Genomic DNA, 25,936 nt, shown 5'->3' with positions numbered 1-25,936 from the left:
ACCCTCTTTTCAATTCTAAAATATCATATCAACATCTAAACCATCTAATTCTAGCGGTATACTACTATCAAATATTTTTTTAACATCAACATATGTGTCCAAATTAAATTTCATATGAACTATTGTCCCTTTGTTATATCTAGAAATATTCTTCTTTTCTATTTGTCCTCCAAATAATTTATATTTACCATATCCAGATAATATCACAAGTTCTCCCTTGTTCTCTTCAATAAATTTTTTCGTAAAATATAATCCCTCGCCTGAATTAGTATTATCCGTTTTGCAAGTTACGTACAGCTCCAAAGCTTTTTCAATAGCTTCTATATCAGTTTTAAGATCTTTATATTTTTTAGAAAGACTGTGTTTAATTCCTATTCCGGCATCGACCACAGCAATTTCAACAACCCTTTCCACAGGATAAACTTGAGCACAAGCAAAACCATTTACCGGCGACTTACTGTGATGAAAGACGTTTTCTATAACTTCTGCCACAGAATATGAAATACAATTTTTTAATTTATATTCTCCCTTTATATTTCTAACAATTATTTCGTTGATTTGTTGGCTTACGTTATATACATCTTCTGGAGTCTCAAGTTCCCTTATTTCACAAAATCTACCTTCAGAATCGTGTTTAAAATATGGATAAGGGACAGATAAATTAAGTAGATCATAAAATCCCATTCTTGCCAAATAATCATGTACATTTTTATTACGAGGCTTAATAATTTTATAACCCTTACTATTTCTTAAGTATTGACTATATTTTATTAATGTAATCACGTATGCAATACCAACAGGCTTAATAAACTCCAGTTCTGACAGATCTATAATTACTTCATTATGAATATTATCAAAAAACTCCTCACTGACAAAATCATTTACGTTATCTATTGATAAAGTACCATTAAACCTAATTTCCATATATTATATTCCCCTATTTACTTTACTTTGAGTTAAAAACAAATTGTGTTATTTTACTGTATATTATAAAATTTATAATTTCTCAAGTCAATAAATTTTGTATTATTTAGTCTTATTTATTGCCCTTTATTTTCTATCAGCAGTTGTTTTCTTTCTCTTCCTGTTTTAATAACATGTCTAATGGATATGTATTTTTAGCAATGTTATCAAAATAATAAATACAACAAATCTTATTACCAGTGGTAATTATTCCATATCCCCTATAGCTTATGATGGTTGTATTGTATTTTTATATTCCAAGCTCCAAAAGAAAATTTTGGACATTTAAATTAATTTTTTTCCCTATTTTCTGAACATCTTCGTTTCTTATACTTTTTCTCGTGAACTGACTAAAGCTTTTATACTGTACAACATAAATAGAATTGTGCTTCCAAAAAGCAAAAACTAAAAAAGCTTTCCCTCCAGCTTTTTCAAAGTCTTGAAGGAAAGCTTTTTCTTTTTCAGGGAAGTGAGATTCAGTGAGCTGTATCCTGTCCGAAGTAGTTTCTTTACACTCCAATGCAACAGGAATCCCTTTTATTACACCCAAGAAATCTACCGGAGCACCTTTTTTGGGGAAAACTCTGCCGTTGTAGTTAATCCATAGAACATTTTGTTTCAAAATGATTCCCTGTCCGGATAACCTTAACTGCACTGCAAGGCTTTCTATTAGCTCCTCAAGTGCACCGCCTTTCTGCATGTACCCACGCTCCTCTCTTTATCTTTGATGTGTTCATCAACTTGGCTCACTTCCTTATTGGTAAAATATTGCAAACACTTAATCTTTAATTACAAGTGTGCCTGCGATCATGTCATGGAGAGCTTGCTTTTTGGAAGTGAAACCTGCCATAATGAAGCCTATAAAGAAAACTGCAGTCGAAAGTATTTTGCTCCAGTATCTTGCATTTGCTCTGCCAAAGGAAATTTTTTCTCCGTTTAAATCTGTGACTTTTATTTTCATAATTCTTTTGCCAATTGTTGCCTGTATGTTTGAAGATTCCAAAAGAGTAAAATAAAGCCACGCACCTATAAGCCCAATAATTTCATACGTAGTTTCTAATGCTGTGCTGTTTGTGTCTCCGAAAACAAAGGCGAGAATAAATAAGAGAACAGCACCTGCAAGAGCAAGAACAATGTTATCAATTATTAACGCTACAACCCTTCGCCAAAAACCAGCATACTGCGTCATAAAAATCATTCTCCTTTCTAATTTTTTAAAATAACAGGGTTCTCATCAAGCACCATCATTTTCATCCAGCCGTCTTTTATATAAGGGCTTACAACAAGTTTTACTCTATCGCCTTTTTTATACGGTCCGTTTAAGAAAAATCCAAACTCTCCGTTAATGGTTATTAACTGCCAGTTTGATCTGCTCTTACGTCCGTAACCGTACCTTCCAGTAAAAAAGCAGGCTCCGGATTTTTGTAGCCAAAAGGTTCAAAACTGTCAAAGGTCATAATTTCTTCTAAAGCAGGCTTCCTTGTTAAAATACCATCCAAATCCCTTACCTCTTCTTTTGGAGGATTTTCTTCTGTGTACTTGTTTAACAAGCTTTGAAGTTTTTTAAAGTCTTTGACATGATATGTAATACCTGCTGCTGATTTGTGCCCTCCAAAAGTTATGGCTATGTGTTTAGATATATACTCAAAGGCTTTTACCAAGTCAAAATCTCCATAGGTTCTTGCAGAAGATACCGCTTTGCCGTCACTGTCAACACTGCTGACAATAACCGGTTTTTTAAATTTTTCTGTAAGACGTCCTGCAATAAGCCCTATTATGCCTCTGGGACAGTTTCTGAAGGCATACACTGGAAACTTATCTTCTCTGTCTTTAATAAGATTTAGATAGTACCTTACAAGTTCCAAGCGCTTTTTATTTAGTTCTTCAACTTCTTCAGCATTTGTACCGTAAAGTAAAAGCTCCAAACCCATCTGCGGACTTTTTAGACGGCCTGTAGCATTGATTCGAGGAGCTATTATCCACCCTATATCAAAGCCTGTAACATTTTCATGATTTCTTCCTGCAGCTCTTAAGATTTCTTTTATGCCTTTTATGGGCTGCTTTCTCATAAGCTCAAGGCCCTTCCTTGCAAGATACCAATTGTTGCCATCAAGAGGTACAACATCTGCTACAGTTGCCAGACCTGCAAGCTGTATCATTGCAGGAGTTACTGAAAGATTTTTCTGCCTTAAAAGTTCTCTTGCAACCAGATACGTTACTCCTGCTCCTGCATATTCCTGATACTTGCCCCTGTAAAGCTTGGGATTGAAAATTTTATATGCATCAGGAAGATGTACTAAAGGTTCATGATGATCTGTTATAATCAGCTTAATGCCTGCTTCTCTGGCTGCTTTTGCTGCCTCAAAGGCTGTTATGCCGTTGTCAACAGTAACGATTGTGTCGAAGCCTTCAGCTTTTATTTGCTTCACATGGACAGGTTTTATTCCGTAGCCTTCTTCCCTTTCTGGTAAAAATATTTTGTTTTGGATTCCCAGAATATCTAAAGCATTCTTGAGTATAAGTGAAGAAGCAATTCCATCAACGTCATAATCTCCAAAAATGGCAATGCTTTTGCTTTCAAAAATAGCTTTAACAATGTCAGAAAGGGGGTAGTCGCTGGAAGTTACAGGATACTTCCTCTGCAGTTCAATTTTTGTATTTGGATTATATCTCCAGAGCATATAAAATCCCCCTTTCCATTTGTTCTTTTTGTTCCTTAAGCCTTTCTTTCAAGGCTGTGTACCTTTTTGAACTGTCAATTGTATTTATGGCTATTTTTATAGCTGCATGTCTCCAAAAATCTTAACAACGTTTTTAGCTCTTGTGACGGCAGTGTACAGAAGATTTCTTTTAAGCATTATGTAGTGATTCATTGCAAGCACCACGATTACAGTATCATACTCACTGCCCTGAGATTTATGTATCGTAATCGCATAGGCAGGAATTATTTCTTTCAGCTCCTCTTCTATCAGATCGACTATTCGCCCATCGAAATCTATCACAACATGCCTTAGACCCTCTTCATCTCTGTAAGCTCTTTTTACATAGCCCGTGTCGCCATTGAAAATTTCTTTTTCGTAGTTGTTTTGAGTCTGCATAACTTTATCTCCAACTCTGAATATTTTGCTGCCATACGCTATTTCTTCTTTCTGGGGATGTGGTGGATTTATTCGTTCCTGTATCAGCCTGTTTAACTCCAAAGTGCCTATGTCTGTCTTTTTCATCGGCGTTAAAATTTGAATGTCATCAAGCGTTTTGCCTTTTTCAAGTTCTTTTACAAATTCTTCTACAACCTGTTCCGGACTCACAAGTTCGTGGAAGATAAAATCTTTGTTGTTGAAGTGCACCATTTTTCCTTCTCTTATGAGTTTTGAGTTGAAAATTATTCCTGAAGTTTGACCCTGCCTGAAAATAACATCAAGCTTTGTTACGGGTATTATGCTCGATTCAATTAAGTCCCTTAGCACGTTTCCTGCTCCTACTGAAGGAAGCTGATCCATGTCTCCTATTATGACAAGCTTTGTATCTTTCCTCAGGGCTTTAAACAGGCTTGCAGCAAGCTCATTGTCAACCATTGAGAATTCATCAATAATAACCACATCCTCATCAAGAGGATTGTTTTCATTTCTAAAGAATCTCACACTTCTAAATTCTCTATCGAATCTTGCTTCAAGCAATCTGTGAATTGTCTTTGCCGGATAGCCTGTGACTTCTTCCAGCCTTTTTGCTGCCTTGCCTGTAGGGGAGGCCAGTGCTACAGCTTTGTTTTGCTTCTGAAAAATATACAGAAGAGCACTGACAATCGTTGTTTTTCCTGTGCCAGGGCCTCCTGTTATGATGGATATGTTGTTTTCAATTGCCTTTTTTACAGCTTCCTTCTGCTTTGGACTGTACCTGATGTTTTTTGTAATCTCTGCCTCTTTGATAAGCTCATCAATGTTATTTATTCTCCATGGCTTTTCATTGAGCATTCTAGTAATTTTCTCAGCAATGTACTTTTCGTTGTAAAAATTTTTAGGCAGGTACACTTTCCCTTCATCGTCGTAAAGTTCCTGTGCAGCTGTTAAATACAGAGCCTGATCTAAAACTTTTGTGTAGCCTGTTTTTAAAATCTTCTCTGATGCTGCTTTGCACAGTGTCGTAATTGGCAGGTATAAGTGTCCTTCTGTTTCGGCAAGATACAGTGTGTATTTTAAACCTGACTGAATCCTGTAGGCATTATCCTGCTCTATGCCAAATTTTCTGGCTATTTCATCGGCTTTAACAAAGCCTATTCCGTCAATTTCTTCTGCAATTTTGTAGGGATTTGCTTTTACCTGCAGGAGTGTGCTGCTTCCATAGCGGTCATAAAGCTTTTTTATCATGTTAAGCGAAAATCCTAAAGGCAGAAGCTCAAGCTTTATTTCGTTGAACTCTTTGTTCTGTGTAATTTCGACATTCACTGAATCAACTACTTTTTGCGGTACCCCAATTTCTCTAAGTTTTTCAGGGTTTTCTTCAATAACCTGCAGAGTGTCCTTTCCAAACGCTGCAACTATTTTCCTTGCTCTTACCGGACCTATCCCTTTTATGTTCTGCAGGAAAATTTCTATATCGCTTTCTGCTGCGTCTTTTGGTATTTCTGCAAATACAACTTTGAACTGTCTTCCGTATCTTCGATGGACGTACCATTCACCTATTAAATTAAGCCTCTGCCCTTCTTTATAGCTGCCGTGGAATGTAGCAGTGAAACTGTTGTCATCTGAACGCACTGCTGCAACCAGGTAGCCGTCCTCTGATGTGAAAATTATTTTTTCAATTGTGCAGTTTTTGATTTCCTGCAGGTTTTCTATCATGTTAACCACACTCCTGTAACTTTTCAAGCTGTTCTTCAGAAAAAATCACTTCTATGTCTCTCCCGAACATATTAAGAGAGACACTTATATTCCTGCCGTTAATCTTTACAACCTTCCCTACAAAGTTCTCAAATGGACCATCTGCTATCATGACAGTATCACCGACTTTGAATTCTTCACTTAAGTCGTCCTGTATTCTTGCTCTTTTTACCTCTGCCGGTGTTATGGGAACAGGCTCATTCCCGCCTCCAACAAAGTGAGCCACACCGTTTATTCGCCTTAGTGCTGCCATGACCTCTGGAGTCATGACAGCTTTTACAAAAACGTATCCGGGGAAAATTTTTTCTTCAACCTGCTTTATTTTTCCTCCTCTGGATACAGTTATCTTTTGAACAGGAACTTCAGCCTTTATAATACGTCCCCGATATTCGTTTTTTGCTAAATTGTTTATGTGTTCTTTAACTCTCTTTTCTGCGTTGTAGTACGTAAAAAGCACGTACCACAATGCCTTCTTTTCTGTCTTTGCCAGAGTCTGGACTGTCATTTTTATCCCTCCTGCATTAATTATACATCTATAAGTTCATTATGTCAATATTTAAGTTTAATTCCTGCTGAGTCTTTTGCGTCAAGATACTTCTTCAGCTCCTCTGCATTGAAAGTCCACGTCTCTATTTCGCTCTTATTTCCCTTCTTCAGAGCTTCTGCAAGCCTTTTTAAGGCGTTGTAGTAAAAAGCTCTGTCTAAGTCTGATGTGCTTTTTGCAAGCTTATTCCACTCACCAGGAGTCCTTGACAGTGCTATTTTGTGAATTTTCTGCATTATCACCACTCCCTTTCGTCTAAGTGCACTCAGATGCGCCCAAGCAGTTTTCTTTCCAGTTCTTCTATGCCCTTATCTGTAACACCGGGTAAATTACTTTCTTCTTTGCCCTTCCTGTAGCTGTATTCGAGCAGTTTCTTTTCTAGCTCTTTTACGTTGTAGGTTCTCTGAGTATAGCCGTTAAAGTAATTTCTAGGTGGAATAAATTCTTTCTGTGTTTTGTATCTAAAAGGCTGTATGTCCCAATTATTTTTCAGCGTAGAAACAACAAAACCTTCTGGATTAGAAATTTCCTCCTGCAGTGTAGCTTTTTCTAAATAAGCTACAGCATTTGTTATCCTTTCTGCAGGATATTTCTTTAAGAGAGTAACAAAAAATGAGTGTTTATCTCTTCCAGTGATTTTTTTATATTTTTTGTTTATTTCAGCAGCTGCAGTAATTACACCGCCGTTAGGCGGGTTATTGCTATTGTTGTAATCTCTGTAGTAATCTCTGTAGTAATCTATTGGTATTGCTCCGTCAAATTGACCCTCTGAAGGGACATTATGACCTTCTGAAGCGTCAAATTGACCCTCTGAAGCGTCATTTTGTCCATCCGAAAGGACAAAATCTTGTCCTCCCGAAGCGTCATTTTGTCCCTTCGAAGGGACAAATTCTTGTCCTTCCGAAGGGTCATTTTGTCCTTCCGAAGAGACAAAGTTTTGACTTTCCGAAGCGTCATTTTGTATTTCGGTGGCTGCAGGTTCTTGCTCTTCTAAAACATTAGTTTGTTCTTCAGAAATATCATTTTGTTCTTCTAAATAAATAGAAGACTCTATTTCTAAATCTTCACAGTTATCTTCTTCTGAAACAAGCTCTGATATATCGTATTTGTATCCATCCAGCGTATATCCGATTTCATGCAGCTTCTTTGCTATATAAGTTAAATTAACTCTGTACTGTAGGGTTTTGTCCCATTTGTACATCGGATTTTGTCTTTCCTGCAGAAAGCCTTTCTCAACAAGGTTTTGTACTTTTCGGCGAATTGTTTTTTCGGAATCAGTCAGCATAGTTTCATCTTTTAATTCACTTATTTTTTTGTAAATCCAGCCGTTTGTTAAAGGGAAATTCAGATTTATTCCATTTGCCTGTGCACGTTCTTTTTCCTCTATAATAAACCTGTCAAAATCCTCAACCCTTTCCGACCAGTACAAGAACTGGTTTAGAATAATTGCCTCAATTATATCGCCTGTAAGGGCTACAAGCTCTTCTTTTATAACTACACGTTTTAATTTCCTCATGCTTTTTTACCTCCTAAAGCTTTTTTGCTTTTAAAAAAATAAGCATGGCAATTTTTAATGCCCTGCCTGAAGGGGAGAGTTATGTAGTGCGTAAGCAGGCCCTTGAAAAAATAAAAAAAGGCAGCCAGCCGGCTGCAAAAGAAAAATAAAAAATTTTAAGGGGGGAATGCCTTAACCGCAGGAGGACGAATACACAGGCCCAAGGGGGAACGAACAGCCCGTGCAGTGCACCCTCCCTCAATAAAAAAGGGACGTTTCTGCAACGTCCCTGAAATGTTTTATATGAACTTTTGAAAAAGTACAGCCACAAACATAAGACTAAATGTTAGTCCAATTGAAATATCTAACAGTGAACCTGTACGTACCAAAGGAATTTTGAAACTCTTGTTATAAGGATAAAGCAAAGGAATACCCGAAGGAGTAAGCAAATCTGCTGCTAAGTGTGTACCATAACCTATTATAGCAGGCAGTATAATTGTTTTATTTGACATAAATAGAATAAGTGTAAAAAATATAAAACCTGCAAGAGAATGTGTGAAACCTCTGTGTGAGCCTATAAAAGCGAGTACTATGTAGGTCAGGTATAACATTAGGCTTATTAGCGAAAAATATCTGTATTTAAATAGAAAATAGCCTGCGACTATTAGCACAGGAAAAGTTAGTACTCCAGTATATTTGTTTATTTGACGCCTCAGTGTGCCTTCCGGTGTGTCTATATCAGGCAGAAGTGCACTTGCTGCAGCAACAGTTAAAGAAAAAGGCAATTGAGCAGGGTTTTTTACAATAAGTGCTGTTGCTGCGAGTGCTATGGCTATATGGGTACGTCCTAACATGTTAATCAGCTCCTTACAGCAAGTTTTGAAGCCTAATATAAAAAGCACTGTTTATTTTACAGTGCTTTTTATAATGGAAAATGTTGGTGTTTTCAACCTTTTTCGTCTCCTGTTTTTGGGCACAAATATCCTATATAAGGCTGTGTGCCCTTTTTTAATGCTTTATTTGCAGAATTTTTTCTTTCTTTATATAATATGTCTACTTTTTTTAAAAAGTAAATAACATTTTTATCGAAAAATAAAATAAATACAAAAAATCAAGCTTGGAAGGGAAAACATGTGGGCAGGCAGGAGTGGTATCTGGCTGTCCCCACCAAGCAGCTGCCCAATAAAAAAACTGCACTGCTTATTTCAGTGCTTCTTCTTCTACTTTAGAATTCCATTTTTCGGATTCTATTTCATTTGCATAATCTCTAAATTGAGGAAGAATAATGTTATGTGGATTATAAGTTCTTGGCAAATCGGCAGGTTTGTGGTGTGGATCTATGTACCTTAGTTTTTCATCTATTTCTACATACTGGCTCAGTGAGAGTTCTACAAGCTGTGCGGTAGATATTCTCTTTTTTTTTGAAATCATTTGAGCATGTATTCCCTGTTGTTCCATCATTCCCCACAATAATCTTTCTTCTTCTTCCTGTTTCTCTTTTTTATATCTAAGTTTTGCTTCTTTATGTTGTACTTTACTTTTTTTCTTTTTTTTTCTTGTTTTATTATGTTGTAATTGGTGTCGCTTTTTAAAATCCTTTTAACTGTTCTAGTACTGCAGTTAAGTAATGCTGCGATTTCTTTTTGTGTATTTCCCTCTAAATAAAGTTTTTTAATTTCTCTTTTAAAAATTTCAGGATAAGACAAATTTGATTCCCCCTTTTAAAATTTTTTGGTAATTATTGGTGTTTTGTCACTTTTTCGTCTCCTGTTTTTGGGCACAAATATCCTATATAAGGCTGTGTGCCCTTTTTAAATGTTCTATTACAAAATTTTTCTTTCTTCTGTAACTTTTTTAAGCCATTCTTTAAGTAGTTCTCTATTTATCAAAAACTTAGTACCCACCCGAAAGGCCGGGAAACCCGATTCTGGGTTGTGTGCTAGTTCCAGTATTTTATCTCTGCCAATTCCAGTGTATCTAGCTGCTTCTTCGATTGTGAGGGTAAGTTTATATTCATAAGTTGCTTCTCTGATTGCATCTCTAATAATCTCTTTAAGTTGCTCAAGTATATTTTCTTTAACATTCTTTTCTTTTAATTTTTCTGAAGGCACATGAAATACCCCCTTGGTATTACTATTTTTAATTATTGACTTTTTTAGTTGAGTTTTGCTCAATATTATTTTCAAAAAAAATTTCATTTACATTTACACCTAATATTTTGCTTATTTCCATTGCTTTATCAATAGTGATTGATACACGCCCATTCTCTAAATACCAATATCCACTTCTATCCTTATATCCAAGAGCTTTTGCCATTTGCTCTTGGGTTAAACCCCTCGCTTTTCTGAGAATTTTTAATTTTTCAACCCCCATGTATGTTCACCTCTTTGGTTGAATATATCTCTACTACATCTTTATTATAATAGAGAAATATTAAACTGTCAATATTTTTTTACGTTAAAAAGTTGATTTTTATTAAACGATATTTACATATTTCGAATGGAGGGTTATAATTAAAAATAGTTGAAATATATTCAACATATTAATTGAGGAGGAATAAACGTGAGTACATTAGGAGAAAGAATAAAACAATTAAGGTTAGAACATGGGATGACACAAGAGGAATTTGGTAAATTATTTGGTGTAACAAAATATTCTATCTCTTTATACGAAAGCAATAAAACATCACCCAGTGATGAAATAAAAAAAAAGATTGCCGAATACTTTAATGTCTCCATGGATTGGTTAATGGGACTAACTGATGTACGCAAACCATTTATCCCTGAAAACTACAAAGAAAAGTATAAAATTACAAAAAGAGATATGCTTCAATACGAAAATTTTATTCAGCATGTCAACGCTTTTTTATGGATGATAAAGTTGCAGAGGAAGACAAGGAAAAACTTTTTAGAGATATATCTGAACTTTTCTGGAAAGCCAAAGAAATAAATAAAGAAAAATATGGAAGAAAAAAGAAAAAAGAAAAAACTGATTAGAGAGGTGCTTCACATGCAGGAGGAGAGGTACATTAAAAAGATTTACAAAAAAGTGAAGCACCTTGTAAAAGAACATGAAACAAGAGATCCTCAGAAAATTGCAGAATATTTGGGAATCCACGTAGTATACAAAAGTTATTCTCTCTATACAAAAGGTTATTTTGTAAAAACACTGCGAAATAAATTTATTATTATTAATAATGGGCTGGATGAAAACGAAAGGAAAATCGTCTTGGCGCACGAGCTTGGACATGCTGTGCTCCATTCTGTTAGGCCTATCTCCTTTATCAGAGAATATACACTTTTCCCAGTAGGAACGTATGAAGAAGAAGCGAATATATTCGCTGCGGAATTATTAATTGATGATAGTGATATAGAAGAACTAAAATATTTTTCAGTACCTCATATTGCTGCTGTCTTGGGTGTCAATGAAGGACTTGTAAAATATAAACTTTTAAAGTTTTTATAAAAATTTTGTGGAGGAGGATGTTTCATGTCCGTGAAAACAAATTATGTTAAAAACGGAAAGGAGTATTACCGCGTTACAGCTACTGTTGGAAGGGATGCAAATGGAAAGCTAATACGTAAAGAGTTTTATGGTAAAACAAAAAAAGAGGCTGAAGCAAAAAGAGATGAGTATCTAAATGGAATAAAAAATGGATTAAATATTGATTTTCAAGACATTACTTTGGGAGATCTAATGCATGTATGGCTTTTTGAAGTAGCTAGAGTTTCAAGAAAGCCTTCTACATTTGCAAGATATGAGGGATTGTATAGGAACTACATAAGGGATAGCGAATTATATGGTTTAAAAATTAGTCTCATAAAATCAATACAGATACAGAGGTACTACAATAAGCTTTATCAAGAAGGGAAAAGCAGCAAAACAATAAAAACTTTAAATAAGTTTTTAAAAACGTTTTTTAACTATGCAATAGATGAAGGATATTTAGTTAAAAATCCTTGTACAGGAAAAAAGATAGTTATACCTGGTACTCCAGAAGAAAAAGCTGAAGCAAAAATTGAAACTTTTACTGATGAAGAAATAAAAAAAATTACTGAAGCACTAGAAGGACATCGCTTAAAAGCATTATTTTTGTTGGCATTTGGTACAGGTCTAAGGCAGGGAGAATTATTGGGTTTAAAGTGGCCGGACATTGATTTTGAAAAGAAGGAGTTGAAAGTTCAGCGTACAATTAAACAGGTAACTATCATTGACCAAAATGGAAACAGAGAATATAAAACTATAGAACAAATACCAAAAACAAAAAGCAGTATAAGGACAGTTCCAATTCCATCATCGCTTATACCAGTGCTCAAGGAATATAGAAACAAGCAAAGAGAAGAAAAATTAAAGGCAGGTCCAGCCTACCTCAATGATATTGAAAAAGGTTATGTATTTACAACAGAATCAGGCAGTATTATAGATGCAAGGAATCTCCTAAGAATATACAAGAAAATTTTAGATAAAGCAGGAGTAAAATACAGAAAATTTCATGCTATACGTCATACCTATGCTACAAAATTATTTGAAAGAGGAGTCCCTCTCAAAATAGTATCAGAACTATTAGGACATTCTAATATTTCTACTACAGCAAATATTTATACTCATGTAATACCCAAAGAAAAAACTAACGCAGTAGAAACATTAAATGACCTTTTTATATATAAATAGCTGTTTCAAGGCTTTATTTTATTCCCACACTTTTCCCACAAAAGTTTTAGATAGATGTAGTTTATTTTAGTACGTTAAAGTACGAAAAATCAGTATTTATGCGGGTTTAGGACATTATAGAAAGTTATAAATTACTCAAAAACGTCCCGAGAGGTCGCAGGTTCAATTCCTGTCAGGCGCACCATTTATTTTTTATTACTTTTCAGCAACATCTTTTTCATTGTTTAATCCCTCTATAATTCCTAACAACTCTTCTCCCAAAGAATCCACAATAAAATCTGCTTCTGATAAGTCCTGATTCCCTGAGTTGGGATTTTTAAAACCAATCACTGTCATCCCTGCTTTTTTAGCACCATGAACTCCATTGTATGAATCCTCAATTACAACACATTCATAGGGTTTTACTTTTAATTTGGCTGCTGTATATAAAAATATATCTGGTGACGGTTTGCTATTTTCTACATAATCTCCAGAGACAAGAACCTCAAAGCAATTGTCAATTGCTAACTTTTTGACTACTAATTTTATCACATCTATAGGAGAGGAAGAAGCAACAGCTAATTTATACTTTTTTTCAAAAATTTTTTTACCGTCTCTGTTATGCCTTCTATAGGAATTATTTCACCTGTTCTCAACACGTGATCTAAATACATTTTCCTGTCTTTCTCTACAAGTTCTTCTACGCTTTGTGGAAGATTAAATCTTTCCTTTATTTTTCTCCACATGTAATAAGAAGATGCGCCTACAAATGTCAAATGTTCTTCTTCACTTATCTCTAACCCTAAACTTTTGAATAATTCATTTTCTAATTTAATGTGTATCGGCTCGCTGTCAATGATTACGCCGTCCATGTCAAAAACAACTGCTTTAATCATTTCATCAACTCCTTATGAATTTCTCATTCTCTATCTCGATAGTAAAGGCTTCTTTTAAACGCATAAAAGCATTTTTAAAATCTTCAAATCTCTGAAGTAATCTTTTTTCTATAATATACCTCTACTCCATCCTTCAATATGTTTTCTTTTAATTCCTCTTTCGTAATACTTTTAAAACTTACTACATCAAACTCAAGAGGAGTATTTATTAATTCTCTTAAATCAAATTCTAAAAGATTTACCTCTGTATGTGTCACTTCATCTCCAAAAAGGCAAATATCAATATCCGACGTTTTTCTAAAGTCTCCCCGACCTCTGGAACCAAAAATAACTGCTTTTTACACTTGTATATTTTGATGTTACTTTTATTATTTCTTTCAATACTGTGACATATAGTCCTGTTTTCCTACTAATATCTAGGAATTTTAATTCTTCTTTCATATCCCAAACCTCTCAATATTATCTAAAAAGCTTCCTTGGTATATACCTTGCTATCACTTCTATCATCTTTTCATTTGGCTCAAAAAACAAAACAGTTTTTAGCCCTTTATCTTCAAAAACTGCAAAATATACATCAGGAGAAGACATAGAACTTACTGCTTCAATTCGATTTTTAATAGTTTTTATATCCTGTGTAAATTTATCACTATTAATTTTTGCCATGACTTCGAAATCTCTGCAATCAACGCTTATAACATGTTTTCTCTTCTTTTGGTCAATTATTTTATCCACATCCAATTCGCTATTTGTAAGTGAATACTCAAACTCAATGTTTCTCGACCTTATTAAGTAATAGGCTAAATAGGCAAACAAAAATAAAAAGAAGATCCACAAATTTCTGACTATTGGTATTAAAGGTATCACTCCAAACACAATAATTAATGCAGCTACTACAACACCAATACTAAATAAAGTATCTTTCGAAGTTTTTTGTTTCTTGACTAATTTTTCTATAAATGCATCCATCTTCTTTTCACCTCTCTTTTAATTATATCAGTAATGCGAAAATTACACAACTTAATATAATATAAAGAAAAGTCTCCATCCTTTTAACAATGGAGACCTTATCCTTTACATTTCAATTTCAATATTATCTCCTGGCTTTAATATATCTGTATAGGAGGCACGCCTTCCGTTAAGTTTCATTTCTGGTACTTTGTTATCATCCAGTTTCAAATCTATAAAATTAAATATGTCTACAAACAGATACTCATCTTTTCCCTTTAACACAACTTCTTTTCCATTTACTGTAACAGCAAAGCTTGTCAAATCTTCTTTTATAACTATCTCATCTCCATTTTTTATGACATATTTTTGATCAACTTTTGAATTATTAACAAAAATTGCTTTTCCTTTTTGCTGCTTAAGTAGTTCGCCAGCGGTTATTGTAGCATCTTGACCTCTTTTGCCCTTTACAATTGTTATCCTATCTCCATCCTTTATAGGAGTCTTTAAATTTGCTAATAAACCATTTACATATATTTTAGGAGGTACACCTTCCTCCCCTTTAATAACAACTTTTTGACCGTTTAACCTGAAAACCAAGTCTTCACCTTTTTCTACAATTAAATTTTTAGAATCATAATTTATAGCAATCAAAGCATCCATTACAGTTGGATTTTTTATGTTAAAAATTTTTATTGTTTCATTGTCAATATAAACCTTTATAAAGTCTTTTCTTTTATTTATCATTGCAGAGTAAGCTATTCCTATTGGAGTTATGCTTTGTGGGCCTTTCAACTCTTTTCCTTTGTAATCTAAAATTTCCACTGATTTTATATCTCTTACGGATACTCTGCTTATAGGTAATTTCAATAGAGAAGCTATTTCCTCAGGTAAATTTGGAAGATTACTACTACCTCCCACTAAAAATACTGCAGAAGGACTTTTACCATTATATTTTACAATTTCATCACATATTTTTTGCGCCAAAATTTTAACTTGTGGCGCTATAATTCGTAACACTTCTTCTTTAGTTATTTTGTGTTGTATATTTAATACGTCTTTAAATTTAATCTCTTTTTTTGTACTCTTCTTTATTTTTTCGGCTGTATTAAAATCTGTGAGGAAATGGGTGGCAATTGATTCGGTGATTTCATCGCCGGCATAAGGCACCATAGAATAAGCTATTATGTTTCCTTCTTTAGATATAGCAATGTCAGAAGTACCTGCCCCTATATCTACAAGGGCGATATTAAGCATTCGAATTTCAGGCGGAATCGCCACATTTATCGCCGCTATAGGCTCTAAAGTGATATAGCTAACTTCAAGTCCTGCTTTTTTTACTGCAGCATAGAGACCCTCTACTACATCGTAAGGGAGAAAAGTAGCTAAAATTTCTACTGCTATTTCACGACCTTTATGTCCCTTTAAATTGGTAATAGGAAAGCCATTTAAATAATAATTGGATACTGTATAACCGACTGTATGATATTTGGTAATCCCTGATTGCGAAACAACAGAATTTTGAGCAATCTCAAGAGCTTCCAACTCAAGATTGTTGATGTCTTCTACTGTTATTTCGTGCTCTTCATCAATATTTTTTTCCGCTCTTGCAAATTGAGTTTTTAAAGACCTTCCTGCTGCTGCAATACACACTTCTGTTAATTTTATGTTTAAAGAACCTTCAAGCCTTCTCTTTATTTTTTCAACAGCACTAGCAACTTTATCTATATCATGAACTTGCCCATCAAACATTACTCTGCTTTCATGTTCCATCTGTTCCACAGCAAGCACTTGGAATCTCCCGTTATTCTCAACTCCAACTATCCCTACAACTACCCTTGTCCCAATGTCAAGAGCAAAAATAATATCGCGGTTATCCATCTTTTAACCCCCGAAACTATTACTTTATAGTTTTATTATACAGTTTTACATATTATTTCGGAAGGTTTTTAATAAGTTTAATATAGATTAACATATCTAATAGAAGATTAAGTAAAGGAAATTGTAGGGTGTAAGTTGAAGTGGACAATTAACTAGCTGTATTTGCATGTACTCTTTTACTAGTGTTGTTAGACCACCTGCCGCACTTATCTCCCCATCTTGAAATTACCTCATCTTCTTGTACAAATTCTACGACTTCACATCGATTAGGACAAAAAGTACACTCAAACCCTACTGCTCTATATTTAAAACCACTTACCTCAAAGCCTTTAAAAGAAGTATATCCTTTTTCTTTTACTGCTTCTTTTGCCAAAATTGCTGCCCCGATGGCTCCCATTACGCCGTAATGTTCAGGGACATATACTTTCATCCCCAATGCCTTTTCAAATGCTGCCTTTATTCCCTTATTAGCAGCAACACCACCTTGAAACACTATCGGCTCTTTTATTTCTTTACCTTTCCCTACATTATTTAGATAATTTCTGACAAGGGCATCACACAAGCCACTTATTATGTCAGCAAGAGCATATCCCATCTGCTGTTTGTGAATCATATCAGACTCTGCAAAAACACTACATCTACCCGCAATCCTAACAGCTTTTAGATTGTAAGGCTATGTCACCAAACTGTTCAATGGGAATATTTAATCGGTGTGCTTGCTGGTCAAGAAAAGAACCAGTACCTGCTGCACAGACTGTATTCATTGCAAAATCTACTACTACCCCATCTCTTAAAATTATGATTTTTGAGTCTTGTCCCCCTATTTCAATTACCGTTCTTACATCTTTTATTACATTGGAAGCCGCCACAGCATGAGCAGTAATTTCATTTTTGACTATGTCCGCCCCTACCATTAATCCAGTTAATTGCCTTGCACTTCCTGTGGTACCTACTCCTTTAATAACCATATCACCGATTTTATTTTTTATCTCACGAAGAGCAGTTTGAACTGCTTTAATAGGTTGACCCTGTGTTCTTATGTAAATAGAATCTACCACTTTATTGTTTTCATCAATTACAGCAATATTAGTACTAACAGAGCCTACGTCTATTCCCATGTATCCTTTCATATCTACCCTCCTAATCGTTCATTTATTTTACATTTTTGCCTTCAAAATCATTTTTTATACTTCTTCAATTAGCGAATAAATTGTATTAATAAGCAAAAACTACATTCAGAATAAAAGTGGGGGCGAGAAATTATGAAAAAGAATTTGCACATTATTATTTTAGTGCTTTCTACATTTATAAATTTACTTTTTATTTACATCTTTATCTCAGAAGTAAAACCAAATTTAGACCTCAATCTCTCTTTTATCTTGACAATAGCAGTAATTGTCGTAACTTACCTGCTATTTAAAAATAAATTCTCGGAGCTCATGCCTGTAAACTATAATAATATAACTGAAGCAAAGGAAGACACCAGTCATCGCAAAAATAATATCACTTTTAAGGATGTGGCGGGATTAGATGAAGTAATCGATGAACTAAAAGTTATAATCGACTTTATGACAAACACAGAAAAGTACAACAAAATGGGAGCAAAAATTCCTAAGGGTATATTATTTTACGGACCACCAGGTACAGGAAAAACTCTTTTAGCTACAGCACTAGCTGGTGAAACTAATTCTACTTTTATCAGTGCTTCCGGTTCAGAATTTGTAGAAAAATATGTAGGAGTAGGTGCAAGTCGTATAAGGGCGCTTTTCGCAAAAGCAAAAAAAAGTACTCCCAGTATTATTTTTATAGATGAAATAGATGCAGTCGGAACAAAGAGAAACTCAGATAATAACTCAGAAAAAGACCAAACTTTGAATCAATTATTGGTAGAAATGGATGGATTTAATAGCAATGAGGGGATTATAGTAATAGGAGCAACAAATAGGATTGACATGTTGGACGAGGCATTACTGAGGCCTGGAAGATTTGATAGGACCATCCACATTGGAGCACCCAATATGAAAGGAAGACTGGAAATATTAAAGGTACATACTCGCAATAAACCCCTTGACGAAACGGTATCTTTAAGTGAATTAGCCCGAAAAACTCACGGTATGACAGGGGCACATCTGGCTACTATGTGCAACGAAGCAGCAATACTGGCGGTAATGAAAAACAAAAGTAAAATTGGAAAAGAGGAATTTGATGAGGCATTAGAACGCGTAATCGCGGGTCTTAAAAAGAAAAATCCATCTGTATTAGAAAAAGAACGAACTATTGCAGCATATCACGAAGCAGGTCACGCTATTATTGGAAAAATTTTGAATGTAAATACTATAGAAAAAATTTCAATCGTCCCTCGAGGTGAAGCATTGGGATATGTATTGAACTTTCCAAAGGATGATACTTTCTTATTGACAAAAACAGAGTTGAAAAATAAAATAACCATGCTTTTAGGGGGTAGAGCTTCTGAGGAGATAACATTCAATGAAATCTCAACAGGAGCCGAAAATGACCTTAAAGAAGCTACAAAAACTGCTTATCAGATGGTTTGCAACTATGGAATGAGCGAATTAGGAAACAGAGTGTTTGACCTTCATACGTTAAAATCTACAGAAACTGTTGATAAAGAAATTGACAAAATTATAAATAGCTGTTATACGCTTGCCAAAAAATTATTGTTGGAAAACAAACATAAAGTTATTGCAATAGCCCAAAAGCTTTTAGAAAAAGACTCAATTACAAAAGAAGAATTAGAAACATTATGGGAAGAAGAAAATACTTTATGCGTATGACAAAAAGCCTATTTAAAAAACAGGCTTTTTTGTCATTTTCATGATCCCATATACTATTCCAAGTATAACTGCAAAAGTAAAAAAAGCATTTTTGAAAATTAAAAATACCACATCTTGAAAAAATTCTAAAGGAAACATTTGTATAAGTCTATCTCTTTCAACGTCTAATAACCACAAATCATTGTCAAAAAACACAAGGTGAAAAACAGTAAACCAATCATCAAAATTCAGCATTACTCCTAATGCAAAAACTAACAACAAAATTATTATAAATATAGTACTTTTTAAAAGATAATCTAAGACTTTATAAAAAGATTTTGTAAAGAGAAAATATGTAAAAATTAGTAAAAATACAATTATTGACATATTTCTTATAAAAAAGCCCATTTGAAACAAGTTTTTTACATCTTTCATATGAGCTAATTCTCTATCATTAAACATCCTCTGCCTACTGCCATTAATCTTTGCCATTACATCTAGGGTTTCTTCCTTACCCATTAAATACCTCTGCATTATGCGGGTGACTCTCATAAGCTCTTCAATATTCATGCCTGTTACTAACATTACATTATTCTTTACATATTCCTCTTTATAAAAATCTTTATTAACTACTACATATTGTAAATTAGTAAGAAGAACAGTCAAAAACAGTGATACAACCATGCCACTGATAAAAAAGGTATTAATAATTTTTCTCAGCATTTTAAATAACATCCTTTGCACCTTTTATTATAGCTTCATAAAAGTTTTTTTGTTTTTTTTTAAATCCTTGTAAAGCTCTATTTTTTTCGTTACCGTATGCATAAAAGATAATTTTCTACTCTGCGAATTGTCAAGCTCAATAGAATTTTTTATATAATGCAAGACTTCTTTTTTAAAATTTTGAGGTACAGGAATAATTCCCATAAGTCTTCTCAATCTCGCTTTTCTATACTCATTTTTCATGTTTCTTGAAATATCTTCGATTAAAGAAATGACTTTTTTTATTTCGCCTTTTATTACAGCCATATCTATAGGTTCTTCTTCTACTTGACCATCCTCGAGTACAATTTCACTTGTATCATTTAATAAATTTTCAAATTCTGAAAGTATTTCAATTTTTTGTAATATAACTTCATCTATAATTTCTCTAATATCCAGATCAGAATAGTCAATTTCTCCTAATAATAAATTATACCTATACAATTCGAAATACCAATTAGAAATTACATTATCGCAAGTTTTGATATTTTTTTCTATTTCTTCTAAAGAATTTCTATTTAACTTGTTATAAAAAACTATATAATCCACTATGAAAGGTTCTTTACTAATTAAAGTTTTAAAGCTATTTTTTGATACAAATACTATTAATAGCCTATTTATAATTTTTAAAACAGAAAAACAAACTTCTCTTAATTGTTGGATACTTTCTATTAATTCTATACTTTTTTTAAAGTAGGTATCCACTTCTTCCCGAGTCATATGTTTAAAATCCAGTGATTGTAAGTATTCAATTTTCTCAGCAATATGAGGAAAAAATCGCCATAGCCTTCTATTAATTTACCATAAAAATTTTCCTCTATATCTATTACACTTTCCAAAAAAGCTTCATAATTTGAATAATCCTTTTCCAGTCCCCTTGTTAAATATTCATAAAAGCGCTTTTTAGACATTGCAAAAGGAATGCTAGATAATATTTCTTTTATTCTTTCTTCTTTTTCCTCTTCAACCTCATTTATGAAATTAATAACGCCTTCGTAAAATTCCCCCTCATCTATCAATTCTTCAGAAAAAAAATCTCTCGCTCTATCATTTATCACATCGTTAACATATCTCGACTCTACATAATATCCATACAAAACATCAATAGCATTTTCAAAGTAGTCCTTATATTTTCTGACTGCCCTCTCCGTCTTTTTTATTATTTTTTCTTCCATAAATCCGAAATACTGTGTATTATCTACTATATTTTTGATAGTCTCTAAAATGTTTTGTGTTTCTCTATCCAAATATGCTAAAGTATTAGCTCCACTCTTTTTTCTAAATAGTACATGGTATAAGTACACTGTCTCATTAAAAAGTTCTAAAATGCTAATTATTTGTACTATTTCCTCCTGTTTTTTTATTATTCTTTTTAGCAACATAGAAATTTCCTTTGGTGTCTTTGGAGTTTTATTGAGTTGTTCCCGCAATTTCATTACTTCATCTTGTTGCATTGTTACACCTCTCAGTCAATTATCTTTTAACATTTGCGCAAGTTTTTTGTCAAACAATACTTTTTTTATTTATTTTTCACTAAGTCTTTCTACCTCCATTATATTCTTTTTTCCCCGCATAATCAATTTTTCGTGTAATTAAATCTCTTTTAATAGATGTTTGTTAAATCTTGATAAATTTAATGTATTACAAAAAAGTCTGGACTTTGTCCAGACTTAGAATTATTTTACAATTTATTAAGTTTTTTGGATTCCTCTGCAACCGAAAGAACTTTATTAAAATCACTACCTATAGAAGCTTCTACACTAGCTGCAATTGCTCCTTCCACTAAAGGAGCATTGGCAATTTTCACTTTTCCCTCGTATTCTTTTCCCAAAAGCTCTAGTGCCATTTGTGCACTCATTACAGCACTTCCAATATCAACTAAAACTACTACTCCTTGCCCTTCGTCTACTTTTTTAATTTCTTCCATTATCTTAGTAGCATCTGTTCCTAATCTGCCATCTTGTGTCCCGCCAGCTAGCCCTATGGAAACCTTTCCGCCTGTCATTTGGCTTGCCAGTTCATAGACTCCCTCTACTATTTTTCTTGAGTGAGAGACTAACACTATTCCAACCATTTTTTCCTCCACCATTATGATAAATTGACAACATCACAAAAAGTTTTTATCATCAAATAGCTGATGTTGCCCCTGGATCTAAGTGTCCAATACTTCTTTCTCCCAGGTAACTTGCCCTTCCTTTTCTTGCAGAAATATTTTTAGTGTATTCCATTCCCTCTTTAGCAGCATTAGCTGCTCTATTTAATGCTTCAGGCAATGCAATGTTATTTTCTAAACTCTCTTTTAAAGCTTTATATGCAGGTTCAATAGAATCTATCATAGTCTTGTCTCCTGCTTCAGCTTTTCCTCTTTGTTTGATGCCATCTAAAGCAGCTTCAAAGATTTTAACTATATCCTCTTCAGAAAGTTCATTTTTACCCTGAACTACTTGGCCAGCTCTCATAAAAGCTGTACCATATAAAGGACCAGAAGCTCCTCCCACCGTAGATACAAGAGTCATGCCTATAGTTCTTAATATTGTCCCTATATCAGTAGTTTCAGGCAATGTGGTCAATTTTTGCTTTACGGCATCAAATCCTCTATCTAAATTTATTCCATGGTCCGCATCACCAATAGCAGCATCCAACTCTGTAAGGTACTCTTTATTCTCTTTTATAACCTCTACAATTTTGTCCACAATTTTCAAGACATCATTTTTTGTTATAACCATCCTCTACCTCCTAAAAATTTATAATTGTTTAAAAGCAGGTGTATCTGCCTTTGCATCTAACAATGTTTTAAGTTCTTCATCTAATTTTAACATTGTTATAGAAAATCCACTCATTTCAAGAGAAGTCATAAATTCTCCTACATATGTTTTGTAAACTTTGATCTTTTTATCCTCTAAAATTTCTGCTACTTTCCTGTTCGCAACATAAAGTTCCATTAAAGGAGTTGCACCAAGCCCGTTTATCATAACAGCAACCTCGTCATTTTCTTTATAAGGCAGGTCATTTATTATTTTCTCCATTAAATGTTCTACTATTTCATCTGCAGGTTTTATTTTCTCTCTGTGAGTTCCAGGCTCTCCATGTATTCCTATACCAATCTCTATCTCATCTTCTGCAAGAGTAAAGCTAGGTTTCCCTGCTGCTGGAACAGTACATGGTGTTAGTGCCATTCCCATTGACCTTACATTTGCAATTACTTTCTCAGCCACTCTTTTTACTTCTTGCAAGCTAGCTCCTTCTTGTGCCTTTGCTCCAGCAATTTTATGAACAAATACAGTTCCAGCAATACCACGCCTACCTTGAGTCCAAGTGCTATTTTCTACTGCAACATCATCGTTCACTATCGCTTCATCTACTTCCATTCCATCCATCTGTGCCATTTCTCTAGCCATTTCAAAATTCATTACGTCGCCTGTGTAGTTTTTAATAATCAATAATACTCCTTTCCCTCCATCCACTGCCTTAATCGCTTCATAAATTTGGTCAGGTGTAGGTGAAGTAAAGACAGCACCAGGCAAGCCGCATCCAACATTCCATAGCCCACATATCCTGCATGAGCAGCTCATGGCCACTGCCGCCACCACTTACAAGTCCAACTTTTCCTTCTACAGGTGCATCTTTTCTGACAATTACATCTATGTTGTCAAGTTTTCTCAGGTAAGATGGGTGAGCAGTCAATAATCCCCCTATCATTTCTTTCACGACATCATTAGGATTATTAATCAACTTTTTCATAATTTACCTCCTTCCAATTTACTTTTGCCAATTTTTAAATGCAATTTATATGCCAAATAAATGTAGCAAACAGGTATAGCTTGTTGACAAAATAAAAAATTTTTAAAATAGGATATTTTGCATCGTCACTCCGATGTTCCAAAGCGACAAAACTAAACTCGACCTTCGGGTTACGGCAGGGTACCGCACATTCGACATCCTTGTCTTAGTGCCCGCCTCCGCCATCCGTGGCTACGGCCCTGCCTCCACCCTCGGTTTTGTTAAGTTTTGTTGCCGCTTTGTCACAAGTCGCACCGATTGCAAAATATCCTATTTACGAAAGTTTGTCTACAGTCTGAAATAGCCTTCAAAGGCTATTTTGGTAAAAAGTATCAGCCAATTAATCCTTTTGGAATTATCTATCAACAAGTCCAAATTTCCTTGCTTTTGCAGCAATAGTTTTATGGGTAAGTCCTAAAACTTTTCCTGCTTTATTAAAACTTTTATACCTTTGTAGCGCAGCTTTTATTATTTTGCGCTCATATTCTTCCATTGTAAGTAGCTTGTTGTTTTCTCCAAGATAAATAATATCATCATCTGAGAGAACAGCACTTTCATTTCGAATATAATGAGGTAAGTCCTTATAATCGATGTAATCATTATCACTCAATGTTATACATCTTTCAATTATATTTTCTAATTCTCGTATATTCCCAGGCCAATCATAATATATCAATGCTTGCATAGCTTTTCTAGTAACCTTTTTTACATTTTTATTTAATTTTTTGTTAAGCTTTTCTATAAAATGTTCCACAAGAAGAGGAATATCTTCTCTTCTTTCTCTTAATGGAGGCAAAATCACAGGTATAACGTTTAATCTATAGTATAAATCTTCTCTAAAAGTCCCCTCTTTTATTGCCTTCTCTAAATCTTTATTTGTCGCAGCAATTATCCTCACATCCACCTTTAGAGTTTTTATTCCTCCTACTCTTTCAATTTCTTTTTCCTGAATCACTCTTAAAAGTTTTATCTGAATCTCAGGGGGAATATCTCCTATTTCATCAAGAAAAATCGTTCCCCCATCGGCTAATTCGAATTTTCCTATTTTTTGCGTTACAGCTCCGGTAAAAGCTCCCCTTTCATGTCCAAAAAGCTCACTCTCCAATAGGGTCACAGGAATAGCCGCACAATTTACCCTTATAAACGGTTTATCCTTCCTTTTACTGGCATAATGTATCGCATTAGCCACCAGCTCTTTCCCCGTTCCGCTTTCTCCTCTTATGAGGACCGTTGAATCAGTTTCTGCAGCTTTAGAAGCGATTGTGAGAGCATCTTTTAATTTCCCGCTATTACCTATTATTATGTCAAAGGCTTTATCAAGCTTTCTATTTCTTTTTAACTCATTTTCCAAATATTCTATCTGAGGAAAGTCATAAAATATTATAACGGCACCTTCTATTTTTTTATCCGTACAAATAGGTGTTATATTTGTTAACACCACATTTGTGCCTATTTTTAGTTTTTTGTTCATCTCTTCTTTGCCAGTTTTTAACACATCAGCAATTTTTATATCCTGTACCACTTCTTGTATTTTTCTACCTATAGCTTGGTCCATATTAATCCCTGTAATACTTTCAGCTGCTTTGTTAAAAATCATTATTGCCCCATTTTCATCAGTAACTATAAGTCCTGAACCAATAGAATTAAATATTTTCTCATAGGCTATTGAGGTATTTTTTAAAAGTTCATAAGTATCTTTTCTTCCTTTTCTTTCCCTAATTCATTGTAAAAAAGCCTTTAAACTCTTTTATAGCATTCTCCACATTGGCACCTTCTACCACTACTTCTATTTCTTCACCGCGAGAAGCAAAAAAAGTCACCATTGACAGCATACTGTTAGCAGGAATTAATCTACTATCATTTATCTTCCTTAAAAATATGCTTACATTGTTTTGTCTGCTTATGTGACTAACCTTTTGAACAATATGGGCAGCAATCTGAGAATGGATACTCACAGGAGTTCTTAATATTTCCCTTCTTCCCTCCATTTTATCACCACACAAAAACTTATTTTACATAAAGGTTTCTTGTAGCAATTATGTCAACCCCCGTACCCAAAATGTTCTTCACCACTACATCTCCTATTTTTACAGGAGCTTTAACCTCTACCTTGGCCAATTCAAGCATTATTTCTGGTATCTTTTCTTTTGGAACAGGCTCTTTTGTCCTAACAGATAAGAGTGGAAGATGTCCCCCTATCGCTCTCACACTTGTCGTAATAGTCCTTTTAGGCATAATAACTTCATTTTTAGCATATTCTAATCCTCTAGAACAAGAATATCCTTTTACGCTTTTTATCTCCCTCCTTCCATTTCAACTTGTATTCTACAGCCCAAGGGGCAAACTATACATGTAATTTCTTTTAATCCCAT

General features: G+C 34.1%; 25 protein-coding genes and 6 pseudogenes. 4 read left to right on the top strand and 27 right to left on the bottom strand.

All coding sequences use genetic code 11. The features are described 5' to 3' along the window. Positions 1–15: 15 nt before the first annotated feature. The 13 genes from JCM7501_RS00370 to JCM7501_RS00310 form a co-directional block, all read right to left on the bottom strand. Positions 16–924 carry an ATP-binding protein gene (locus JCM7501_RS00370; protein ID WP_028991378.1) on the bottom strand — a complete coding sequence of 303 codons (909 nt, stop codon included), beginning with the start codon at positions 922–924 and terminating at the stop codon, positions 16–18. 289 nt (positions 925–1,213) lie between these two features. Further along, on the bottom strand, positions 1,214–1,663 hold the full coding sequence (locus JCM7501_RS00365; protein ID WP_028991377.1) for a Holliday junction resolvase RecU: 450 nt from the start codon (positions 1,661–1,663) through the stop codon (positions 1,214–1,216). A 78-nt stretch (positions 1,664–1,741) separates the two neighbouring features. Further along, positions 1,742–2,152 (bottom strand): RDD family protein, encoded by a 411-nt coding sequence (locus JCM7501_RS00360; protein WP_081723076.1) that lies wholly within the window; start codon positions 2,150–2,152, stop codon positions 1,742–1,744. Positions 2,153–2,315: 163 nt separating this feature from the next. Then, positions 2,316–3,644: a single-stranded-DNA-specific exonuclease RecJ gene (locus JCM7501_RS00355; protein WP_054644744.1), complete on the bottom strand. Its 1,329-nt coding sequence runs from the start codon at positions 3,642–3,644 to the stop codon at positions 2,316–2,318. Positions 3,645–3,740: 96 nt separating this feature from the next. Continuing rightward, on the bottom strand, positions 3,741–5,798 hold the full coding sequence (gene recD2 / locus JCM7501_RS00350; RefSeq protein WP_054644743.1) for an SF1B family DNA helicase RecD2: 2,058 nt from the start codon (positions 5,796–5,798) through the stop codon (positions 3,741–3,743). A gap of 1 nt (position 5,799) precedes the next feature. Next, positions 5,800–6,342: a transcription termination/antitermination protein NusG gene (gene nusG, locus JCM7501_RS00345; protein ID WP_028991374.1), complete on the bottom strand. Its 543-nt coding sequence runs from the start codon at positions 6,340–6,342 to the stop codon at positions 5,800–5,802. A 44-nt stretch (positions 6,343–6,386) separates the two neighbouring features. Next, entirely contained in the window at positions 6,387–6,617 is a 231-nt protein-coding gene (locus JCM7501_RS00340; protein WP_028991373.1) for a hypothetical protein, read from the bottom strand. 29 nt (positions 6,618–6,646) lie between these two features. After that, positions 6,647–7,897 carry a hypothetical protein gene (locus tag JCM7501_RS00335; RefSeq protein WP_051421892.1) on the bottom strand — a complete coding sequence of 417 codons (1,251 nt, stop codon included), beginning with the start codon at positions 7,895–7,897 and terminating at the stop codon, positions 6,647–6,649. A gap of 278 nt (positions 7,898–8,175) precedes the next feature. Further along, positions 8,176–8,730, bottom strand: coding sequence for a metal-dependent hydrolase (locus tag JCM7501_RS00330; protein WP_051421891.1), 555 nt, complete (start codon positions 8,728–8,730; stop codon positions 8,176–8,178). Between the two features lie 346 nt (positions 8,731–9,076). Beyond that, complete coding sequence (locus JCM7501_RS00325; protein ID WP_054644742.1) at positions 9,077–9,337, bottom strand: hypothetical protein; 261 nt, start codon at positions 9,335–9,337, stop codon at positions 9,077–9,079. Then, complete coding sequence (locus JCM7501_RS00320; RefSeq protein WP_054644741.1) at positions 9,334–9,582, bottom strand: helix-turn-helix domain-containing protein; 249 nt, start codon at positions 9,580–9,582, stop codon at positions 9,334–9,336. The genes JCM7501_RS00325 and JCM7501_RS00320 overlap by 4 nt, the downstream gene beginning before the upstream one ends. 117 nt (positions 9,583–9,699) lie before the next feature. Continuing rightward, a complete protein-coding gene (locus JCM7501_RS00315; protein ID WP_028991371.1) occupies positions 9,700–9,987 on the bottom strand; it encodes an excisionase in 288 nt (95 codons plus the stop codon). Between the two features lie 28 nt (positions 9,988–10,015). Then, the gene (locus JCM7501_RS00310) at positions 10,016–10,249 is read right to left on the bottom strand and encodes a helix-turn-helix transcriptional regulator (protein WP_011026227.1); all 234 of its coding nucleotides are present in this window, start codon (positions 10,247–10,249) and stop codon (positions 10,016–10,018) included. A 189-nt stretch (positions 10,250–10,438) separates the two neighbouring features. Here JCM7501_RS00310 and JCM7501_RS00305 point away from each other — a divergent pair, with 189 nt between their 5' ends. From JCM7501_RS00305 to JCM7501_RS00295, 3 genes are read left to right on the top strand one after another with little or no spacing between them, the layout of a single operon-like run. Continuing rightward, on the top strand, positions 10,439–10,825 hold the full coding sequence (locus tag JCM7501_RS00305) for a helix-turn-helix domain-containing protein (protein WP_218184409.1): 387 nt from the start codon (positions 10,439–10,441) through the stop codon (positions 10,823–10,825). 60 nt (positions 10,826–10,885) lie between these two features. Beyond that, positions 10,886–11,341 carry an ImmA/IrrE family metallo-endopeptidase gene (locus JCM7501_RS00300; RefSeq protein WP_028991370.1) on the top strand — a complete coding sequence of 152 codons (456 nt, stop codon included), beginning with the start codon at positions 10,886–10,888 and terminating at the stop codon, positions 11,339–11,341. 24 nt (positions 11,342–11,365) lie between these two features. Next, positions 11,366–12,547 (top strand): tyrosine-type recombinase/integrase, encoded by a 1,182-nt coding sequence (locus tag JCM7501_RS00295; protein ID WP_028991369.1) that lies wholly within the window; start codon positions 11,366–11,368, stop codon positions 12,545–12,547. 195 nt (positions 12,548–12,742) lie between these two features. Here the strand turns inward: JCM7501_RS00295 and JCM7501_RS00290 are convergent. The 6 genes and pseudogenes from JCM7501_RS00290 to JCM7501_RS00270 form a co-directional block, all read right to left on the bottom strand. Then, a pseudogene (locus tag JCM7501_RS00290) lies at positions 12,743–13,422 on the bottom strand (HAD family hydrolase). Positions 13,423–13,505: 83 nt separating this feature from the next. Next, positions 13,506–13,700 carry a hypothetical protein gene (locus JCM7501_RS13445; RefSeq protein ID WP_245599025.1) on the bottom strand — a complete coding sequence of 65 codons (195 nt, stop codon included), beginning with the start codon at positions 13,698–13,700 and terminating at the stop codon, positions 13,506–13,508. A gap of 19 nt (positions 13,701–13,719) precedes the next feature. Continuing rightward, the gene (locus JCM7501_RS13440; protein WP_232192554.1) at positions 13,720–13,863 is read right to left on the bottom strand and encodes a hypothetical protein; all 144 of its coding nucleotides are present in this window, start codon (positions 13,861–13,863) and stop codon (positions 13,720–13,722) included. 18 nt (positions 13,864–13,881) lie between these two features. Then, entirely contained in the window at positions 13,882–14,388 is a 507-nt protein-coding gene (locus JCM7501_RS00280) for a hypothetical protein (protein ID WP_028991367.1), read from the bottom strand. A 105-nt stretch (positions 14,389–14,493) separates the two neighbouring features. Next, positions 14,494–16,248, bottom strand: coding sequence for a cell division protein FtsA (locus JCM7501_RS00275; RefSeq protein ID WP_013150691.1), 1,755 nt, complete (start codon positions 16,246–16,248; stop codon positions 14,494–14,496). Between the two features lie 148 nt (positions 16,249–16,396). Continuing rightward, positions 16,397–17,378: pseudogene (locus tag JCM7501_RS00270) on the bottom strand (acyl-CoA dehydratase activase). A gap of 132 nt (positions 17,379–17,510) precedes the next feature. On the opposite strand from JCM7501_RS00270, the gene JCM7501_RS00265 reads away from it, so the two are divergent. Further along, a complete protein-coding gene (locus tag JCM7501_RS00265) occupies positions 17,511–19,043 on the top strand; it encodes an ATP-dependent metallopeptidase FtsH/Yme1/Tma family protein (RefSeq protein ID WP_013150693.1) in 1,533 nt (510 codons plus the stop codon). Between the two features lie 12 nt (positions 19,044–19,055). On the opposite strand, the gene JCM7501_RS00260 is transcribed toward JCM7501_RS00265, so the two are convergent. From JCM7501_RS00260 to JCM7501_RS00225, 8 genes and pseudogenes are all read right to left on the bottom strand, one after another. After that, complete coding sequence (locus tag JCM7501_RS00260) at positions 19,056–19,757, bottom strand: TIGR01906 family membrane protein (RefSeq protein ID WP_028991366.1); 702 nt, start codon at positions 19,755–19,757, stop codon at positions 19,056–19,058. 15 nt (positions 19,758–19,772) lie between these two features. Beyond that, positions 19,773–20,504, bottom strand: a complete 732-nt coding sequence (locus JCM7501_RS13435) for a hypothetical protein (RefSeq protein WP_256200946.1) — start codon at positions 20,502–20,504, stop codon at positions 19,773–19,775. Then, positions 20,501–21,238 (bottom strand): hypothetical protein, encoded by a 738-nt coding sequence (locus tag JCM7501_RS13430; RefSeq protein WP_256200945.1) that lies wholly within the window; start codon positions 21,236–21,238, stop codon positions 20,501–20,503. The genes JCM7501_RS13435 and JCM7501_RS13430 overlap by 4 nt, the downstream gene beginning before the upstream one ends. Positions 21,239–21,465: 227 nt before the next feature. Then, positions 21,466–21,858: a dihydroxyacetone kinase phosphoryl donor subunit DhaM gene (gene dhaM / locus JCM7501_RS00250; protein WP_028991364.1), complete on the bottom strand. Its 393-nt coding sequence runs from the start codon at positions 21,856–21,858 to the stop codon at positions 21,466–21,468. Positions 21,859–21,872: 14 nt separating this feature from the next. After that, a pseudogene (dhaL, locus tag JCM7501_RS00245) lies at positions 21,873–22,510 on the bottom strand (dihydroxyacetone kinase subunit DhaL). Between the two features lie 18 nt (positions 22,511–22,528). Continuing rightward, positions 22,529–23,525: pseudogene (dhaK, locus tag JCM7501_RS00240) on the bottom strand (dihydroxyacetone kinase subunit DhaK). A 394-nt stretch (positions 23,526–23,919) separates the two neighbouring features. Continuing rightward, positions 23,920–25,552 (bottom strand): annotated as a pseudogene (locus tag JCM7501_RS15555) (sigma 54-interacting transcriptional regulator). A 19-nt stretch (positions 25,553–25,571) separates the two neighbouring features. Beyond that, positions 25,572–25,936: pseudogene (locus JCM7501_RS00225) on the bottom strand (DUF1667 domain-containing protein).

Source organism: Thermoanaerobacter thermocopriae JCM 7501 (genome assembly GCF_001310975.1).
Classification (GTDB): Bacteria; Bacillota; Thermoanaerobacteria; order Thermoanaerobacterales; family Thermoanaerobacteraceae; genus Thermoanaerobacter; species Thermoanaerobacter thermocopriae.
This window is presented reverse-complemented; position numbering and strand designations above follow the sequence as displayed.